General features: G+C 71.5%; 15 protein-coding genes, 1 pseudogene and 1 riboswitch. Of the genes and pseudogenes, 5 read left to right on the forward strand and 11 right to left on the reverse strand.

Annotated elements, in window-relative coordinates:
• Nucleotides 1-74: 74 nt before the first annotated feature.
• Nucleotides 75-1,073, reverse strand: coding sequence for a sodium:calcium antiporter (locus bpln_RS30355; protein ID WP_042629613.1), 999 nt, complete (start codon nt 1,071-1,073; stop codon nt 75-77).
• A gap of 67 nt (nt 1,074-1,140) precedes the next feature.
• Nucleotides 1,141-1,321: riboswitch (yybP-ykoY riboswitch) on the reverse strand.
• A gap of 297 nt (nt 1,322-1,618) precedes the next feature.
• Here bpln_RS30355 and bpln_RS30360 point away from each other — a divergent pair.
• Nucleotides 1,619-2,575: a LysR family transcriptional regulator gene (locus tag bpln_RS30360; protein WP_042628807.1), complete on the forward strand. Its 957-nt coding sequence runs from the start codon at nt 1,619-1,621 to the stop codon at nt 2,573-2,575.
• Nucleotides 2,576-2,666: 91 nt separating this feature from the next.
• Here bpln_RS30360 and bpln_RS30365 read toward each other — a convergent pair whose 3' ends face one another.
• Both bpln_RS30365 and bpln_RS30370 read right to left on the reverse strand, forming a co-directional pair.
• Entirely contained in the window at nt 2,667-3,437 is a 771-nt protein-coding gene (locus bpln_RS30365) for an SDR family NAD(P)-dependent oxidoreductase (protein ID WP_042628808.1), read from the reverse strand.
• Nucleotides 3,438-3,599: 162 nt separating this feature from the next.
• Nucleotides 3,600-4,805 carry an MFS transporter gene (locus bpln_RS30370; protein WP_055140885.1) on the reverse strand — a complete coding sequence of 402 codons (1,206 nt, stop codon included), beginning with the start codon at nt 4,803-4,805 and terminating at the stop codon, nt 3,600-3,602.
• Nucleotides 4,806-5,062: 257 nt separating this feature from the next.
• Here bpln_RS30370 and bpln_RS30375 point away from each other — a divergent pair, with 257 nt between their 5' ends.
• Nucleotides 5,063-5,371, forward strand: a complete 309-nt coding sequence (locus bpln_RS30375; RefSeq protein WP_055140886.1) for a DUF4148 domain-containing protein — start codon at nt 5,063-5,065, stop codon at nt 5,369-5,371.
• Between the two features lie 344 nt (nt 5,372-5,715).
• Nucleotides 5,716-5,988, forward strand: coding sequence for a hypothetical protein (locus bpln_RS36385; RefSeq protein ID WP_148654232.1), 273 nt, complete (start codon nt 5,716-5,718; stop codon nt 5,986-5,988).
• 105 nt (nt 5,989-6,093) lie between these two features.
• On the opposite strand, the gene bpln_RS30380 is transcribed toward bpln_RS36385, so the two are convergent.
• The 8 genes and pseudogenes from bpln_RS30380 to bpln_RS36910 form a co-directional block, all read right to left on the reverse strand.
• A complete protein-coding gene (locus bpln_RS30380; protein ID WP_055140887.1) occupies nt 6,094-6,951 on the reverse strand; it encodes an NmrA family NAD(P)-binding protein in 858 nt (285 codons plus the stop codon).
• Nucleotides 6,952-7,215: 264 nt separating this feature from the next.
• The gene (gene maiA, locus bpln_RS30385; protein WP_055141278.1) at nt 7,216-7,884 is read right to left on the reverse strand and encodes a maleylacetoacetate isomerase; all 669 of its coding nucleotides are present in this window, start codon (nt 7,882-7,884) and stop codon (nt 7,216-7,218) included.
• A complete protein-coding gene (fahA, locus tag bpln_RS30390; RefSeq protein ID WP_055140888.1) occupies nt 7,877-9,214 on the reverse strand; it encodes a fumarylacetoacetase in 1,338 nt (445 codons plus the stop codon). The genes maiA and fahA overlap by 8 nt, the downstream gene beginning before the upstream one ends.
• Nucleotides 9,211-10,563: a homogentisate 1,2-dioxygenase gene (gene hmgA, locus bpln_RS30395; RefSeq protein ID WP_055140889.1), complete on the reverse strand. Its 1,353-nt coding sequence runs from the start codon at nt 10,561-10,563 to the stop codon at nt 9,211-9,213. Before hmgA ends, fahA begins: the two co-directional genes overlap by 4 nt.
• A 454-nt stretch (nt 10,564-11,017) precedes the next feature.
• Nucleotides 11,018-11,815, reverse strand: a complete 798-nt coding sequence (locus bpln_RS30400) for a YkgJ family cysteine cluster protein (RefSeq protein WP_055141279.1) — start codon at nt 11,813-11,815, stop codon at nt 11,018-11,020.
• Between the two features lie 455 nt (nt 11,816-12,270).
• Nucleotides 12,271-12,609: pseudogene (locus bpln_RS30405) on the reverse strand (transposase); the annotation flags it as partial.
• A 320-nt stretch (nt 12,610-12,929) separates the two neighbouring features.
• Nucleotides 12,930-13,910 (reverse strand): condensation domain-containing protein, encoded by a 981-nt coding sequence (locus bpln_RS30410; protein WP_055140890.1) that lies wholly within the window; start codon nt 13,908-13,910, stop codon nt 12,930-12,932.
• A gap of 2 nt (nt 13,911-13,912) precedes the next feature.
• On the reverse strand, nt 13,913-14,077 hold the full coding sequence (locus bpln_RS36910; protein WP_158512091.1) for a hypothetical protein: 165 nt from the start codon (nt 14,075-14,077) through the stop codon (nt 13,913-13,915).
• A 331-nt stretch (nt 14,078-14,408) separates the two neighbouring features.
• On the opposite strand from bpln_RS36910, the gene bpln_RS30415 reads away from it, so the two are divergent.
• Both bpln_RS30415 and bpln_RS30420 read left to right on the forward strand, forming a co-directional pair.
• On the forward strand, nt 14,409-16,787 hold the full coding sequence (locus tag bpln_RS30415; protein ID WP_055140891.1) for an ATP-binding protein: 2,379 nt from the start codon (nt 14,409-14,411) through the stop codon (nt 16,785-16,787).
• A 101-nt stretch (nt 16,788-16,888) separates the two neighbouring features.
• A complete protein-coding gene (locus tag bpln_RS30420) occupies nt 16,889-17,326 on the forward strand; it encodes a response regulator (RefSeq protein ID WP_042628815.1) in 438 nt (145 codons plus the stop codon).
• Nucleotides 17,327-17,334 lie beyond the last annotated feature (8 nt).

A 17,334-nucleotide genomic window follows, 5' to 3' on the forward strand; every position in this document is an offset into this window, starting at 1 on the left:
GCGGGCGGGGCGCCGGCCCGGCGCGGCGGCCCCCCTCGGGCGCCACGCGGGCACGGCCGCCCCGCCGCGGGACGTCAGATCACGAACAGCAGCGCGGCGAACACGGCATAGAAGCCGCCCACGCAGGCCAGCAGATGGCGGCTGACCCTCGGCGCGCGAAACACGAACTGCAGGAACACGATCGCGATCGCCGTCATCACGGCCGCGAGGATCGACGGCGACGCCAGGTGCCACGGCGTGAAGAACAGGCCGAACGCGGTGGGGATGGTCGCCTGGATCATCATCGCGCCGCTGATGTTGGCGAGCGCGAGCCGCTCCTTGCGCTGGCGCACCCAGATCACCGCGTTCATGATCTCGGGCAGCTCGGTCGCGATCGGGCTGAACAGCAGCGCCGTCAGCTGCGGGCTCAGGCCGAGCCATGGCCCCACCGCGCCGATCTGGCCGACGAACAGGTGCGAGGCCGCGAAGATCACCACCAGCGCGCCCAGCGTCTGCAGGATCACCCAGCCGAGCGCCGGATCGGCCGAGCGGGGCCGCAGCATCAGCGGTTCGAGGTCGTCGTGGGCGGCACCGTCGCCGTCGGCCGTCAGCTCGCGCCAGCAGTAGAACGCGTAGGCCGCCAGGAACGCGATGCCGAGCAGCGGCTTGAACTGGAACACCACCAGGCCGAGGCCGATCTTGGCGACGAAGATCGCGAGAAACCAGAGCTGGTCGCGGCGCAGTTGCGCCGTGTTCGCGTCGACGCCGGCCCGGGTGACCTGGCCCGCGCGGCGCGCCACGGCCAGCAGCGCGAAGCCCACCACCGCGTAGGCCACGGTGCTCAACGCGAGCGGGCCGCCGATCGCGGCACCCACGCCGATCTCCTTGTGCGCCGGCGTCGTGCCGAACGCGACCGCCACCAGCGTGACGACGCTCTCGGGCAGCGCGGTGCCGAACGCGGCGAGGATCGTGCCGGTGGCCGTCTGCGTCAGGTTCAGCTTGCGGCCGAGCCATTCCACGCCGTTCACGAAGGTTTCGCAGGAGAAATAGATGATGCCGGCCGCCGCGAGCAGCAGGGCGAAAGTCACGACCATCGTGCGCACCTCGCCACGACGGCGTCTACCGGGAACGGGAATGTGGGGAACATCTGTTGTTATCTCCAGGGCCGGGCGACGCAACCATGACGCTGCCCTCCGCCCGGCCCGGGTGGAAGGGTAACGTCATAGGTCTCGTCAGGCCGTGGAAACGGCTGCCGGCGCCATGGCCCGGATTCGGCCAAATATGTTGACGACGGCGCTTCGCGTGGGAGGTGCGAAGCAGACTACTCCCCTAAGACAGCCGCTATTCTAGCCGAACCTCGTGACAGTATCGAATTTCGACGAGACGGCCACGTCCTTCGCTGCGTCCGTCCCGGGCGGATTCGCGCCGTCCTGGCCATGCGCGTTCGTCATCACGGTCATGACAAACGCGCATGGGTGCGCAGACAACGCCGTCCGGCGCGCCGCCGAGGCCCGCCGCGCCGGGCTCCGGAGCGTATTGCGCACGTATTGCGCACGTGTCACGCGGCACCGCGCCGGGGCCGGCCGGCGCGAGCGCCTGTGCTATCGTCGCCGCATCTTCTGGACGAGGAACACGGGCGATGCCGGGATTCGACGAACGCGTGCTGAACGGCATGAGCATCTTCGTGGCGGTGGTCGAAGCGGGCAGCTTCGCGGCCGCCGCCGAGCATCTCGACATGTCGCAGCCGGGCGTGAGCCGCGCGATCGCACGGCTCGAAACCCGGCTCGACATCCGCCTGTTCGATCGCACCACGCGCGCGGTCTCGCTGACCGACGAGGGACGGCGCTTCCACCGGCAGATCACGCCGCTGCTCGCGGGGCTCGAGGACGCCGCCGCCACGGCCTCGGGCAGCGCCACCGCCGTGCGCGGCCGGCTGCGCGTGAACCTCGACCCGTTCTTTTCGAGGCTGATGCTCGGCCCGCGCCTCGAGGCGTTCCTCGCGCGCTACCCCGAGCTGGCGCTCGAACTCGTCACGCGCGACCAGCTCGGCGACATGGTGGTGGACGGCTTCGACCTGGCGATCCGCTTCGGCGTGCCGCGCGATTCGGCCATGCGCGCGCGCAAGCTGCTCGACACGCGCATCCTGACCGTCGCCGCACCCGCCTATCTCGCGCGTCACGGCCGGCCGCTGCATCCGCGCGAACTCGGCGAGGGCGGCCATACCTGCATCGACTATCGCGATCCCGAAACCGGCCGGCCGTTCAAGTGGGAATTCCATCGCAAGACGCAGCGCGTGAGCGTCGAGACGCGGGGACGGCTGATCGTCAACGAGGTCGGCACGATGCTGAGCGCCTGCGTGGCCGGCTACGGCATCGCGCAGGTGATGGCGCTCGGCACCGAGCAGCTGCTCGCCGACGGCCAGCTCGTCGAGTTGTTCCCGGACTGGCCCGACGAACGCTTTCCGCTCCATGCGCTGTACCTGAGCGCGAACCATCCGCCCGCCAAGACGCGCGCGTTCCTCGACTTCGTCGTGTCGCTGACGGACGGCGCCGGGGCGGCCGTCGCGCCGGCGCGCAGGACGAAGGCGCGCAAGTAGCGCGGGCCGCCGCGATCTCCGCGCGCGGCACGACGCATGAGGCACGACGCACCATGCATGGCGTCGTGCCGGCGCGCGGCACGCCCCGCGCTCAGTCCGGCAGCGCGATGCCCGACAGCCGCTCGCACTCGGCGAGCAGCCGCTCCTGCAGCGCGGTATCCCGCGTGGCCGGATCGGGCTGGCGCGGCTTCATGTGAAAGAAGTACTGCGCGCTCACGCGCGCGCCGGCGTCGTCGCTCACGGCGAGCCAGGCCTGCGTGCGATGCGCCTGGTCGAGATCGTCGGGCGCGCCGGGGCCGCCCATCCGCGTCGGCACCCAGCCCGGCTCGAGCGCGTTCGACAGCACCTCGGGCCAGCGGCGCGCCACCGCGAACGCGAGCAGCACGTCGTGGAGCTTGCTCTCGGCATAGGCCTCGGCGCCGCTCCAGCGCCGGCGCGTCCAGGCCAGATCGTCGAGCGCGGCGCGCGTGCCGCGATGCATGCCGGAGCTGAGATAGACGAGGCGCCCGGGCCGCTGCATCAGCGCCGTCAGCACGTAGGGCGCGAGTACGTTGACCGCGAATACGTGAGGCAGGCCGTCCGCGGTCTCGATGCGCGGCTCGCGATAGCCCACGGCGACGTTGTGGATCACCGCGTCGAACCGACCCAGCGCGTTCGCCTGTCCGGCCACCTCGCGCATCGCCTGCAGCGTGGCGAGGTCGCCCGTCACGATCGCGTCGGCGCCGGGCAGGCGCCGCCGGACGTGCCCGGCCCGCGAGGCGTCGCGCGCGTGCAGCACGACGCGATGGCCGCCTTCGAGCAGCAGTTGCGCCGCCATCAGGCCCAGGCCGTCCGTCGATCCCGTGATGAAAATCCGTGCCATGTCGATCTCCGGTTGAGGATCCGCTCAACGGATCCGGTCGTGCGAAATGATAGTGGCGGCTGGCTCGCGGCGCGCGCCGCGATGCGCTGGCGCCTTCCCGTCGGCCGGCAGCGCTTTCGCGCAACGCTCGCACTTGCCGCCCTCTGCGTGCCGCCAACGGCTTCATCGCCGCGCCGCGCGACGGCCGGCCCCGGGCCCGGCGCACGCGATCGCGGGTTCGCCGGCGATCAGCGCGGCGGCGGCCGCCAGCAGCACGCCGAGTCCGGCCACGGCGGGCCAGCCGGGCGCGAGCGCGGCCGAGGCCAGCGCGGAGCCGAGCGCGCCGCCGAAAAAAAACATCGCGATGTAGAGGCTGTTGACCCGGTTGCGCGCGGCCGCGTCAAGCGACAGCACGGTGCGCTGCGCGATCACATGGCAGACCTGGACGCCGGCGTCGATCATCAGCGCCGCGACGACCCACGCCGCCAGGTTCGGTACCAGCGTCAGCGCGAAGCCGGCCGCCACCAGCGCGATGCCGAGTGCGCGCAGCGCGGCGCCGCGCCCACGGTCGGCCGCGCGCCCGGCCAGCGGCGCCGCGAGCGCGCCGGCGGCGCCCGCCAGCGCGAACAGCGCGAGCCCGTCCGCCGAGAGGCCGAAGCGCCGCGACAGCGCGAGCGGCGCCGCGCCCCAGAACAGGCTGAACGCGCCGAACAGGCACGCCTGCACCGAGCCGAGCCGGCGCAGCGGCGCGTGTCGGCGCAGCAGCCCGCGCAACGAGCCGAGCGCCTGCCGATACGGCGTGGGCGCGGCCGGCGCATGCCGCGGCAGCACGCGCGCCAGCAGCACGCCGAGCGCGGTCAGCACGAGCGCGGCAGCCAGGTACGGCGCGCGCCAGCCGGCCTGCGCGGCGATCACGCCCGCGGCCGGGCGCGCCAGCATGATGCCGGCGAGCAGGCCGCTCGTGACGTTACCCACCACACGGCCTCGCGAGTCGGCGCCGGCCATCCGCGCGGCCAGCGCCACGAGCATCTGCACCAGCGTGCAGCCGAGCCCGATCGCGAACGCCGCGGCCAGCAGCGCCACGCCGCCGGTGGCCCGCGCCATGGCCAGCAACGCCATGCCGAGCCCGCCGAGCGTGAGCAGCACGAGCCGGCGATTCTCGACGCAGTCGCCTAGCGGCGCGAGCACCAGCAGGCCCGTGCAATATCCGAGCTGGCTGGACGTGACGATCCAGCTGGCGGCCCAGGCCGGCAGCCCCACGTCGCGCGCGATCGTGGCGAGCAGCGGCTGCGCGAAATAGCTGCTCGCGGCTACCAGGCCGCAACTGAGCGCCATCAGCAGCACGATTGCCGCGGACGGCGCGGCGGGGATGTCAGGGTCGTGGGGCATGGCTCGGCTCCTGTCGGTCAACAGGCACCGATTGTCCGCGGGTGGGGCGCCGACGACGATGCCGCCGGCGTCATCGCGGCGATGCAGGCATGGCATGGGTACGGGCCGGCCCACGTGCCCGGCATGGGGCACGCGAGATTGATGACATCGCGGCATCGGCCCGATGCGTCCGCGGCCATTCATCTTCGGTGCGTCAATCGCGACAATGCACTCACGACGACATCGTTCGTTTTCCTCAACGTCACCGGAGCCTTGCCATGCATCGCACTTCCCTGTTCCTGCTCGTCTCGATCGCCCTGTCGGCCCCCGCGCTTGCCGAGGCGCAGGCGGCGGCGCCCTCCCCCGTCACGCGCGCCGAGGTGCGCGAGCAACTGGTGCAACTCGAAAGCGTCGGCTACCGCCCGGCCCGCAACGACGTGCATTACCCGGACTCGCTGCAGGCCGCCGAAGCGAAGCTCGACGCCGCCACGTCAGGCATCGGCGGCACGGGCGCGGCGCGCGCCGAAGCCGGTTCGTCGAAGCGCGTCGCGAGTGCCGGCAACGCGTCGCTCTATGCGCATCACTGAGGCGGGACGGCGCCGCGCCCGCTCATCCATTTCGCCGCGAGGCGAAGCAACGAAGAATGCGCGGCGCCGTCTTCCCACGCCTTGGGACACGAAAATACCCGGCCATCGGGACCACGCGCTCGATCAGGCCGATCGCGGTGGGCGAGCGCTATCCCGACGACTGCCGCCCCGCCACCGCCAGATGACGGGGGGGCGACCGGCGCATCCGTGGCCGGATGCGCCATGCGTTGCGGCGCACGCGGGAGACAGCGGGTGTCCAGCTGCGTTCGCACCGGGTGCAGCAGAAGCTGGCTCGGGGCATCTTGTGGGACCACGACGATTCCATCCCGTCAGTCAGGCGGGGCATGAAGCACATGGCTCCCATCCCGGTCGAATGCACGATCGCGATGCTCCCGTGCGATGCGGTATACAAGGACCGCGCCACGACTGCGGTTGATCGGGCGCCGCGCAGTCCAGCCGGACCGGGCGAACCGAGTCGATCAACCGTGATCAACGCATGCAGGGAACCGGTTGCCGAAAACGGCCATCGGACCTGCCGCCTGGTCGATCAGGCCAATGAACCGTCGGAAGCGGCACGACAGGAAGCGCAAACCGGCAAGGTAGAAGTTGTTGCGTAATCCATAAGACATTCAACAGAAAAGGACCCGCGGGTCCTTTTCTGTTGGCGCCGGCACTCGCGACAGCCGTGCCCGACGGTCCTTGGCGATCTCCAGCCGGCCCGCTCACCCCGCCACCAACTCCTTCAGCACTTCCGCCAGCTCCGTCGGCGCGATCCGGTGTTCCGTGCCATTCCGCTCGAAATCGATCCAGCCTTCGTTGAAGCCGTCCACCATCCGCGCGCGCGGCAGCGGATGCTGCATGCCCTGCGAGCGGAACAGCGCCTCCCAGGTTTCGCGCGGCACCGGCTGCGCCGTCACGTCGTGGCCGAGCGCGGCCGCGAACCCGGCGGCGATGTCGTTCGCGCTGTAGCGGCGCGGGCCTTCGAGTTCGACCACGCGCGTGCCGGTCCAGTGCTCACGCAGCAGCGCGGCGGCGGTGCGGCCGATGTCGGCGGTCGCGACCATCGGGATCGGATGATCGAGCGGCTGCAGGAACGATGGCAGCGTGCCGCTGCGCGCCGCGTCCACGTCCCATGCCGCGTTCTCCATGAACCACGCGGCGCGCAGCAGGCACACCGGCAGGTCGAGCGTGCGCAGCATCGCCTCGGTCATCCTCGAATTGTTCAGCAGGTTCGGCTCGGCCACCTGCGCGCCCACCGTCGAGAGGAACAGCAGCCGGCCGGGCCGCGCGGCCTCCACGGCCTGCTTGACCGCCGCGCAATGCGCCACGGTCTCGGGAAAGCCCGGCGCCGGATCGTAGTTCGGCGGCGTCATCAAGAACACGCCCGCGACGCCGCTGAACGCCTTCGTCAGCGCGCCGGCATCGCCGATCTCGGCCAACGCCACCTCGCAGCCGCGCGCCGCCCAGCTCGCGCCCTTCGCCGCGTCGCGCACCACCGCGCGCACCGGCAGCCCCGCCGCCAGCAGCGCGCGCGCCACTTCTCCACCGACCTTGCCGGTTACACCCATCACTGCATACATCGTCGCTCCCTCCGGATCGCTGACTTCGTTCGAGATCGGCCCGAGCCGCCGCCTGCCGTCACCGGCAACGCGGCGCGCTCGACCACTGCGTGCAGGCTACGCCGCAAGGCCGCGCCAACGAATGGCCGCGCCGTCAATACATCGATGACGTCTCGTCATCGGTCGGGGGACGAGCGGCGCTGGAAGACGACGCGCCGCCGGCCGAGGGCGGCGGGCGCTTCGGGAGATCGGGAGCATCGCGATGCAAGGGACCGCGCCGGCAAGCTACGCGCGCGGCGGCTCCGCGTCGGGCTGCACCGACGGCTCGGCGCGCGCGAAGGCCGGCAGCGCCGCCGCATGTTCGTACAGGCGCATGAGCGTCGGGTAGGCATCGAGCGGCACGGCGAAGCGCTTCGCGTTCCACACCTGCGGCACGAGGCAGAGGTCGGCCAGCCCCGGCGTGTCGCCGAACACGCAGCGGCCCACGCGCGGGTCCGCGGCGAGCCGGCGTTCGAGCGAGGCGAAGCCGAGCCCGATCCAGTGCGCGTACCAGGCGCTTTTCTGCGCGTCGCTGACACCGAGCGTCGTCTTCAGGTAGCTCAGCACGCGCAGGTTGTTGGGCGGATGGATCTCGCAGGCGATCTGCAGCGCGACCGCGCGCACGTAGGCGCGATCGGCCGGCGCGGCCGGCAGCAGCGGCGGCAGCGGAAAACACTCGTCGAGGTATTCGACGATCGCGAGCGACTGCGCGAGCGGCGGCCCGTCGCCGTCGACGAACGCGGGCACGACGCCATCGGGCTGGATGCGCCGGTACGCCTCGCCCAGTTGCTCGCCGCCGCCGCGCAGCAGATGCACGGGAACCTGCCGGTAATCGATGCCCTTCAGGTTCAGCGCGATGCGCACGCGGTACGACGCCGAGCTGCGGAAATAGCCGTAGAGCGTGGGCTCAGCCATCGCGCGCCCCGCCTTCGGCGGCATCGGCCAGCGCCGGCAGGATCGTGCCGACGCAGCTGCCGAAGCCGATGCGATAGCCGTCGCCCTGGCAATGGCCGCGCAGCGTCAGCGTATCGCCGTCCTCGATGAAGGCGCGCGTGCCGCCGCCCGCCAGCGCGATCGGCTCCTTGCCGCCCCAGGTCAGCTCCAGCAGGCTGCCGCAGGCGCCCCGGTCCGGCCCGCTGACGGTGCCCGAGCCCATCAGGTCGCCCACCCGCGTGTTGCAGCCCGACGCGGTGTGATGCGCGAGCTGCTGCGCCATGGTCCAGTACATGTGCCGGAAGCTGGTGCGCGTGAGGGTGGTGGCCTCGGCCGCGCCGTGCGGCTGCAGCGTCACGTCGAGCTGGATGTCGAAGCCGTGCTCGCCGGCGTGGCGCAGGTACGGCAGCGGCAGCGGATCCTGCTTCGGCTGCGCCACGCGGAACGGCTCGAGCGCGTCGAGCGTGACGATCCACGGCGAGATGGTGGTGGCGAAGCCCTTCGCGTTGAACGGCCCGAGCGGCACGTACTCCCACTGCTGGATGTCGCGCGCGCTCCAGTCGTTGAGCAGCACCATGCCGAAGATGTGCGCCTCGGCGGCCTCGCACGCGATCGGCTCGCCGAGCGCGTTGCCGCGTCCGATGATGAAGCCGGTCTCGAGTTCGATGTCGAGCCGCCGGCTCGCGCCGAACACCGGCCGCTCCTGGTCGGGCAGCTTGAGCTGGCCGCGCGGCCGGCGCACCGGCGTGCCGCTCACCACCACCGACGAGGCGCGCCCGTTGTAGCCGATCGGCATCTCCGACCAGTTCGGCAGCAGCGCATGCTTCGGATCGCGAAACATCATGCCGACGTTGGTCGCGTGTTCCTTCGACGAATAGAAATCGGTATAGCCGGGAATCTCCACCGGCAGATGCAGCGTGGCGCCGGCCAGCGGCACGAGTACCGCCTCGCGCAGCGCGGCGTCGTCGCGCAGCCGTGCGTTGTCGCGCGCGAACAGCGCGCTCAGCTGCACGCGCACCGCGCGCCATGCCTCGCGCCCGAGCGCGATGAACGCGTTGAGCGTGGGCTGCGCGAACACCTCGCGCGCGTCGGCGCCGGGTACGGCGAGCAGCCCGGCCGCGGCCAGCGCCGCCAGATCGACGATGTGCTCGCCGAGCGCCACGCCGGCGCGCGGCGTCGGGCGTCCGGCGGCGCCGAAGATGCCGAACGGCAGGTTCTGGATCGGGAAATCGCATTCCGCGTGGTTGGCGCTGTCGAGCCAGCTGCGCAGCGCGGGCGAGCGCGTCGCGTCGAGATCGGTGACGGGCGTCATCGTTGCTCCGGGTTGAAGTGTTTGACGAGGCCCTGCCAGCAGTGCGCGTAGTCGGCCTGCCGCTGCGGGCCGGCCAGCGCGAAGCGGGTGGGCCGCAGCAGCGTGCGCGTCTCGAACATGAACGCCATGGTGTCGTCGAGCTTGTGCGGCGCCGAGGTGTCGGCCGCCGACGCCTTCTCGAACGTGCCGGCGTCCGGCCCGTGCCCGGCCATGCAGTTGTGCAGGCTCGCGCCGCCCGGCACGAAGCCGGCCGCCTTCGCGTCGTAGGCGCCGTGAACGAGGCCCATGAACTCGCTCGCCACGTTGCGGTGGAACCACGGCGGGCGGAACGTGGCCTCCGCCGCGAGCCAGCGCGGCGGGAAGATCACGAAGTTGAGCGTGTCCACGCCCGGCGTGTCGCTCGGCGCCTGCAGCACGAGGAAGATCGACGGATCGGGATGGTCGTAGCTGATCGAGCCGATCGTGTTGAAGCGGCGCAGATCGTAGCGGTACGGCGCGTAGTTGCCGTGCCAGGCCACCACGTCGAGCGGCGAATGGCCGATCGGCGCGCGCCAGAGCCGGCCGTTGAGCTTGGCCACCAGTTCGAATTCGCCCTCGCGATCCTCGTAGGCCGCGTGCGGCGTTTCGAAATCGCGCGGGTTCGCGAGGCCGTTCGAACCGATCGGCCCGAGGTCGGGCAGCTGCAGCGGCTGGCCGAAGTTCTCGCAGAGATAGCCGCGCGCCTCGCCGTCGGGCAGCGCCACGCTGAAGCGCACGCCGCGCGGGATCACGGCGATCTGCTGCGGCTCGAGGTCGAGCCGGCCCAGCTCGGTGGCGATCGCGAGGCGCCCCTGCTGCGGCACGATCAGCAGTTCGCCGTCGGCGTTGTAGAAGAAGCGCCCCTGCATCGACCGGTTCGCGGCGTACAGGTGAATCGCGCAGCCGTTCATCGCGGCGGCCGAGCCGTTGCCGGCCATCGTCACCCAGCCGTCGAGGAAATCGGTCGGCTCGGCCGGCACCGGCAGCGGGTCCCAGCGAAGCGGGTCGGGCGGCGTGGGCGGCACCTCGGCCGAATCGGTGAAATCGGCCACCAGCGCCGCCAGCCCGGCCTGGGCGCGCGGCCGGTCGAGCGGCGCAAACGGCCCTTGCATCGCGGCCGGGCGAATCCGGTACAGCCAGCTTCGACGGTTATGGGCGCGCGGCGCCGTGAACGCGGTGCCGGACAGCTGCTCGGCATAGAGCCCGTAGGGCACGCGCTGCGGCGAGTTGCGCCCCTCGGGCAGCGCGCCCGGCAGCGCCTCGGTGGCGAAATGGTTCGCGAAGCCGCACTGGTAGCCCGCGTGGCCGGCCGGCCCGATCGCGGGCTTCATGTCGCGGCTCCGGTCGGGCGCCCCGGGCGCGCGACGCGACGCCGGACTCGGGGCAGCCGGGCGTCGCAACGCCGCCGCCGATCATCAACCATCGTCATACGAGCAACCTCCGTCAGGGATGACGCGCGGGCAGGTCTCGTCCGCGCCAGTTTTTACGAATTGTATAACTCATATCTCATAGGTGAATTTGCGTTTACCCGTAAGACGACGACGGCGCAGGCGCGAACGCACCGGCCGGCGGCAAGGCGGCGGTGTCTGCCGGGAGCACGCAGAAGCATCCGGCGCGGCGGCCGGTGGCGACGAAAAACGGGGGAAGGCGGAGACGCCGCGAGAGGAAGGGGAAACGAGGGGAAACGAGGGGAATCGCGGCAGACGCGGCGGAACGCGCGCCGCACCGCGAACTCCGGGAGCGAAAGCGCCGGCGCCTGCCCGGCCCGGGCTCACCGCGAAAGCATCACGACGCCGCGTGCATCCCGATGTACAGATAGGCGTGCTCGCCCTGCGGCGCGCGGTCGAGTTCGCTGAGCGCGCCTACCTGGCCGAGCACGTCGATCGTCTGCTGGCGGTTCGACACCAGCGTCCATCCGCGCGGCGCGGCGCCCTCGCCCGGCGCCGGTTCCAGCGCCCCCGGTGCCTGCGGCAGCGCGCACAGCGCCGCCAGCAGGTCCGCCGGCTCGGGCGACAGGATCAGGAAGCCCTCGTTCGCCACCGACGCGCGATCGATGCCGAGCGCCGCGCAGATCGCCTGCTTGGCCGGCACGGCCCGCTCCTGCTCGACGCGGCTGCGCTCGGCCGCCTCGCGCGTGGTCGCGTCGACGATCGTGCCGCCCGCCAGCAGCGGCGCCGTGCCCGGCCGCCACGACTCGGGCGGGCAGCCCTTGTTCTCGGGCCGCAACTCGATGAACGGGTTGATCTCGGCCGGATAGACGCGGCAGACCAGCGGACGCGTGTCGTAGGCGCGGCATCGCAGGTCGTCGCCAAGGTTCGGGCACGGGCCGCTGAACGACGCGGCCAGCGTCACGTCGATGCGCACCGGCAGCGTGCCGCTGTCGGCCGCGAACGAGCGGCGCCGCTTGTACTCGGCGAACACGTTGTCCGGCTCCGGTTCGGCCGGCCACGGCAGCGCCTCGCACAGCACGTCGACGCGCCCGCCGCGTTCGAGCCAGGTGCGCGCCTCGGCCGGCGTGACGGGCAAACGGAGATCCTTGCAGCAGTTGCCGCACTCCGTACATTGGAAGGAAATGTCGCTCACGGGAACCTTGATGGGGGTGACGGCGCCGGCCTTGCGCACCGCCTGCCGGACTGGCGCGCCGAAGGGCAAGCGCGAGCCGGCGCGCGCACGCGGCGGGTGTTCTGTTGGTGCGGGGAACTATAGCGAGTTTTCGGGCCTGGCGCGCGGTCTGGCGGAAGGAATCCGGCGGCGCGGCGGGCGGATCGAACTGCGATCGCAATGGACTGGCGGGGTATTGCGGGCGCGACGTGCGCGCATGCGACAGCATGCGAGCCCGGATCGGCCGGGTAAAAAACGTGTCGCGGACCGTCGTGGCGCCGCCGCGAACTGCCGGCGCCGTCAGTCAGCCGGCTTCAGCTGACCTCGGACACGTCGTGCAGTTGCGGCTGCGGCAGCATCGGCGCATGCACCACCACGCGCGGCGGCGGCTCGTGCAGGATGCGCGGCGTGATCGGCAGGCGTTCCGGATCGGCCTTGAGCGTGCGCGGCGACGGCGATTCGATCACCACGCGCGACCAGTCGATCTTGCCGGCCGACGGCAGCGCCACCATCAACACGGCGTGGATCTGTTCCCAGACGCCCGCCTGCTGCCAGTCGCGCAACCGGCGCCAGCAGCTCATGCCGGAGCCATAGCCCATCTCCTGCGGCAGCTGCCCCCAGGGAATGCCCGATTCGAGCACGACCAGGATGCCTGCCATCACCGCCCGGTCGTCAAGCGGCTTGCGACCGGGATAGCGGGTCCGACGCGGCTTGGGCGGCGGGAGCAACGGCTGGATCAGCGACCACAGCGCGTCGTCGAGTATCGGTTCAGTCATCATTACCTCGTCAACGGAATGCCAGATGACACGAATGCCGGCCTGGCCCGCGTCGCATGACGCGGTCGCCGGGCGGACGGCATCCAGCGGAATGGCCCGCGGCCGGGTCCGGCCGACCGGCCGGCACGACGGGCTCGAAATCCTCACAACCGGGCCGTACCGGCCGGCCGCACTGCGCGTGCGGCGGCCCGTCCAGCCCGGGGCTCTGCCCCGCGCGCCGATCCCGACAGCGATCGGCGCGCGGTACCAACCCGGCACGGCGGCCAGGCCGGGTGAATCGCACGCTCGCGCACGACACGCGCGCGGCCCGCACCGGCCAATCAAGCCGCGATCGGCTCGCCCGGTGCATCCTTCGCGGCCGCGCGGCGGCAGGCGCGCGCCGCCGCGTCGGCGGCCGCGTCACTGCCCGGTCCCGCGCAGGCGGGCGTCACGGCCGGCGGCGAGGCACTCGCCACCGGCGCCGCGCGCCGTCCGGCCGCGCCCGGCGAACCGGGCGCCCGCATCCACGAGCGCAGGCGCTCGCGGTCGTCAATGGTCAACAGGGGCATGTCGCCGAACCGGCGCGACGGATCGGAAGCGATCGTGTCGAGCACCTGCCAGAGGCGCGCACGAATCGACTCGATCGTTTCGCGGTCGTACCACTGCTCCGCGTAGACGATCGCGCCGATCAGCGCGCCGTAGGTGTCGCGCAGCGCGAACGCGAGTTCGACGCCGTCGGCGACGGCGCGCGCGGCCCACGCCAGGTCGTCGCCGACCTGTCCGACCGCCAGCATCACCTGGAACAACGGATGGGTCGCGCCCGACGCGGGCGCGAAGAGCGCGGCGAGCCGCGCGAACGGCACCTGCCGGCGCGCCAGCGCGGCGCGATCGGCGGTACGGACCCGCCTCAGCAGTTCGCCGGCCGACGGATTGCCGGACAGGTCGGTGCGCAGCACCACGCTGTTCGCGGCGCCGCCCTGGCGCACCGGCGTGCCGATCGCCAGATCGTGCTGGGCCGCGATGCCGCCGAGCACGATCGCGAGCGCGGCGTGAATGACCTCGAACATCGTTGCGCCATGCGCAACGGCGAGGCGCCGCAGCGCGGCATGGCGGACCGGATCGATCTCGAAGTCGATGCACTCGGCCACGCGCGCGGCGGCCCGCTCGCGGCACCGGTCCACCGGCAGCGCGAGCGCGGCAGGCAGGCCGGCGAGCGTGTCGCGCCAGTAGCCGAGCGCGGCGATCAGCGCGTCCGGTTCGAGCGGCGCCGGGCCGCGACGGTCGATCCGGTCGTCGACCGGAGATACGGCATCGGCACGCATCGTCAGGCCCTCCGCCGCGCCGCCGCGATGCCGGGCGAGCGCCCGGCCGCCGAGCCCGCCGCCAGCCAGGCCGCCGCCCGCCTGCACGACGGCAGCGCCGGGGCGCGGCGCACGAAGGCGCGCGACACCGGACGCACGGCCTCGCCGTGGTCGGACGGATTCGACATCAGGCTCTCCTGGCTGAATAATCGGAAGAATCGGTTACGGCTCTCTCTACGCCTATTAAAACGACCCGCCGCGTCGTTGTCTGTCCTTGAATTCCGGTCCATCTCAAATATCGTCCGCACCGGCGCGAAGCGGCCGGCGGCGACCGCCGGATCGGCCCGCCGCGCCCGCGCCGATGCGACCGCGCCGCGCGCCCGGTCACGACGGCCCGCCGCCGCGCCCCGTCCGGCACCGCGAGCGACGCCGGGCCCGTCGCCGCGAAGCGCGGCGCCCCGGAGCCCGCGCGCTCGATGGTGCTGTGCGAAAATGCCGATACCCCAGCCAGGAGTGCCAATGGCAGCCCCGCTCCCCTCCGTTTCCGATACGAACGGCGCCGATTGCGCGCGCGAACCCATCCATATCCCGGGCGGCATCCAGCCCCACGGTTTCCTGTTGTCGATCGACGATGCCGGCATCGTCGTGCAGGCGAGCGAGAACGCGGTCGAGCTGGTGGGCGGCGCGCCCGAGGCGCTGCCGGGCCTGCCGCTCGCGCGCTTCGTCGGCGCCGACTGGGCCGCCACCGTGATCGAGGCGCTGCGCAGCCACGAATCGAACGGCCTGCCGCTCTACGTCGGCTCGATGGACGACCCGCGCGCCGCCGGCACCGTGCGCCGCTCGCCGTTCGCGATCGTGGTCCACCGCCACGACGGCCTCGCGATCGTCGAACTGGAACCCGCGCGCGGCACCATCGACGTGTTCTCGTCGATGTACCCGCTGGTGCGCACCTTCATCAACCAGCTCGAGAACGTCGAGACCACCGCCGACCTGGCGCGGCTCGCGGCCACCGAGGTGCAGCGCATCACCGGCTTTGGCCGCACGCTGGTCTACAACTTCGACGAGCAGGGCAACGGCCACGTGATCGCCGAATGCATCGAGCCCGGCTACACCTCGTATGCGGACCAGCACTTCCCGGCCTCCGACATCCCGGCCCAGGCACGCGCGCTCTACGTGCGCAACCGCATCCGCCTGATCGCCGACGCGAACTACCGGCCGGTGCGGCTGGTGCCGCCGCTGCATCCGGCCACGCAGCGCCCCACCGACCTGACCTACGCGTCGCTGCGCAGCGTCTCGCCGGTCCACGTGCAGTACATGAAGAACATGGGCACGCTGGCCTCGATGTCGATGTCGATCGTGGTGCGCGGCAAGCTCTGGGGCCTGATCTCGTGCCACCACGACACCGCGCGCGTGCCGCCGTTCGAGGTGCGCACCGCCTGCGAGCACATCGCGCAGGTGCTGTCGCTGCAAATCGAGGCCAAGGAGGACCACGCCGAGGCCGAGCTGCGGCTCGACCTGCGCCACCTGCACGCGCGGCTGCTGGCGTCGATGGCCGATACCGAGAGCTTCGTCGACGCGCTCGCCGAAGACCCGCGCGACCTGCTGCGGCTCACCCACTCGGCGGGCGTGGCGATCGTGTTCGAGGGGCGCGTGGTGCTGGCCGGCGCGACGCCGTCGGAGGCGCAGGTCGGCCAGCTCGTGAAGTGGCTCGACACGCAGATCGAGGAAGTGTTCTGGACCGACAACCTCGCGCGCGACGTGCCGGTGATCGAGGCCAACCCCGACTACGCGGGCGCGCTCGCGGTGTCGATCTCGCGGCTGTTCCGCAACTACATCGTGTGGTTCCGGCCCGAGGTGGTGCAGACCATCAAGTGGGCCGGCGATCCGCGCGAGAAACTCGCGCCGATGGCCGATTCGCTCTCGCCGCGCAAGAGCTTCGACGTCTGGACCGACATCGTGCGCGGCTACTCGCCGCCGTGGCGCCCGGCCGAACGCGAGATCGCGCTCGAATTCCGCGCCGCGCTGCTCGGCATCGTGCTGCGTCGCGCCGAGGAGCTGGCCGAGCTCGCGCTCGAACTCGGGCGCGCCAACAAGGAGCTGGAAGGCTTCTCCTACACGGTCTCGCACGACCTGCGCGCGCCGCTGCGTCACATCGTCGGCTATGCCGACCTGCTGCGCGAGATGGAGGCGTCGAAGCTGTCCGAGCGCGGCCGCCACTTCGTCGATCGGATCGTCAATTCCGCGCGCGTGGGCGGCACGCTGGTCGACGATCTGCTCGCGTTCTCGCGGATGGGCCGCTCGGCGCTGCGCCCGCAGCAGATCGACATGCGCGCGATGGCCGACGCGCTGATCGCCGACGAGACGCGCGACGCGACGCAGGACGGCACCGCCGCGCCGCGCGCGATCGAGTGGCGCGTCGGCGAGCTCGGCCACGTCACCGCCGACCCGGTGCTGATCCATCTGGTGCTGCGTAACCTGATCGAGAACGCGGTAAAATTCTCGGCTGCCCGGGACGTGGCTCACATCGAGATCGGCCGCTACGCGGGCGAACGCGAGCTGGCCGGCCACGACGTGTTCTTCGTCAAGGACGACGGCGTGGGCTTCGACATGCGCTACGTCGACAAGCTGTTCGGCGTATTCCAGCGGCTGCATCACGTCGAGGAGTTCGACGGCACTGGCATAGGACTTGCTTCGGTAAAGCGGATCGTCGAGCGGCACGGGGGCAAGGTCTGGGCCCGTGGCGAGCCCGATCGCGGTGCGACCATCTCGTTCGCGCTGCCGCGCGTGTTTGCCGGCGCGGCGGTGGAACGCGAGGAAACGTCGAACAGCGCGGTGGCACGGCTCGAGGCGCTGGCACCGGCGCGCCGCACGCGCTCGGTACCGAAGCAGCAGAAGTAACGACGCCGGGCACCGACGCCCGGGCGGCCCCTGGAATATCGGGCAGCGCCCTTGTAAAAGCGCCACACCCGAATCGGCAAATCAAGTTCAATGGAGCAAGCGTGTTAAGACCGATCCTTCTCGTGGAAGACAACCCCGACGACATTGAGCTGACGATGATCGCGCTGGAGAAGACGCGACTCGCGAATCCGGTGGTATCGGTACGGGACGGCGAAGAGGCGCTGCAGTTCCTGCGCCGCGACGGCAAGTGGGCCGAGCGTCCCGACGAAAGCCCGGCGGTGATCCTGCTCGACAAGAAGCTGCCGAAGCTCGATGGCCACGAAGTGCTGAAGATCGTGCGCGGCGACGAGCACCTGCGCCACATTCCGGTGGTGATGCTGACGTCCTCGCGCGAGGAAAAGGACCTGCTGCGCAGCTACGACCTCGGCGTGAACGCCTACGTCGTGAAGCCCGTGGCATTCGACGATTTCATGGCCGCGATCAACGATCTCGGCATGTTCTGGGCGGTCCTGAACGAACCGCCGCCGTACCAGCGCTGAGCGGCCGA

The organism is Burkholderia plantarii (assembly GCF_001411805.1).
GTDB classification, from domain to species: Bacteria; Pseudomonadota; Gammaproteobacteria; order Burkholderiales; family Burkholderiaceae; genus Burkholderia; species Burkholderia plantarii.

Coding starts and splice junctions, on each gene's coding strand:
- bpln_RS30365 (WP_042628808.1), bottom strand. CDS start 3,437: ATGGCACGGATTTTCATCACGGGATCGACGGACGGCCTGGGCCTGATG.
- bpln_RS30380 (WP_055140887.1), bottom strand. CDS start 6,951: ATGTATGCAGTGATGGGTGTAACCGGCAAGGTCGGTGGAGAAGTGGCG.
- bpln_RS30375 (WP_055140886.1), top strand. CDS start 5,063: ATGCATCGCACTTCCCTGTTCCTGCTCGTCTCGATCGCCCTGTCGGCC.
- bpln_RS30415 (WP_055140891.1), top strand. CDS start 14,409: ATGGCAGCCCCGCTCCCCTCCGTTTCCGATACGAACGGCGCCGATTGC.
- fahA (WP_055140888.1), bottom strand. CDS start 9,214: ATGACGCCCGTCACCGATCTCGACGCGACGCGCTCGCCCGCGCTGCGC.
- maiA (WP_055141278.1), bottom strand. CDS start 7,884: ATGGCTGAGCCCACGCTCTACGGCTATTTCCGCAGCTCGGCGTCGTAC.
- hmgA (WP_055140889.1), bottom strand. CDS start 10,563: ATGAAGCCCGCGATCGGGCCGGCCGGCCACGCGGGCTACCAGTGCGGC.
- bpln_RS36910 (WP_158512091.1), bottom strand. CDS start 14,077: ATGTCGAATCCGTCCGACCACGGCGAGGCCGTGCGTCCGGTGTCGCGC.
- bpln_RS36385 (WP_148654232.1), top strand. CDS start 5,716: ATGAAGCACATGGCTCCCATCCCGGTCGAATGCACGATCGCGATGCTC.
- bpln_RS30360 (WP_042628807.1), top strand. CDS start 1,619: ATGCCGGGATTCGACGAACGCGTGCTGAACGGCATGAGCATCTTCGTG.
- bpln_RS30370 (WP_055140885.1), bottom strand. CDS start 4,805: ATGCCCCACGACCCTGACATCCCCGCCGCGCCGTCCGCGGCAATCGTG.
- bpln_RS30355 (WP_042629613.1), bottom strand. CDS start 1,073: ATGGTCGTGACTTTCGCCCTGCTGCTCGCGGCGGCCGGCATCATCTAT.
- bpln_RS30410 (WP_055140890.1), bottom strand. CDS start 13,910: ATGCGTGCCGATGCCGTATCTCCGGTCGACGACCGGATCGACCGTCGC.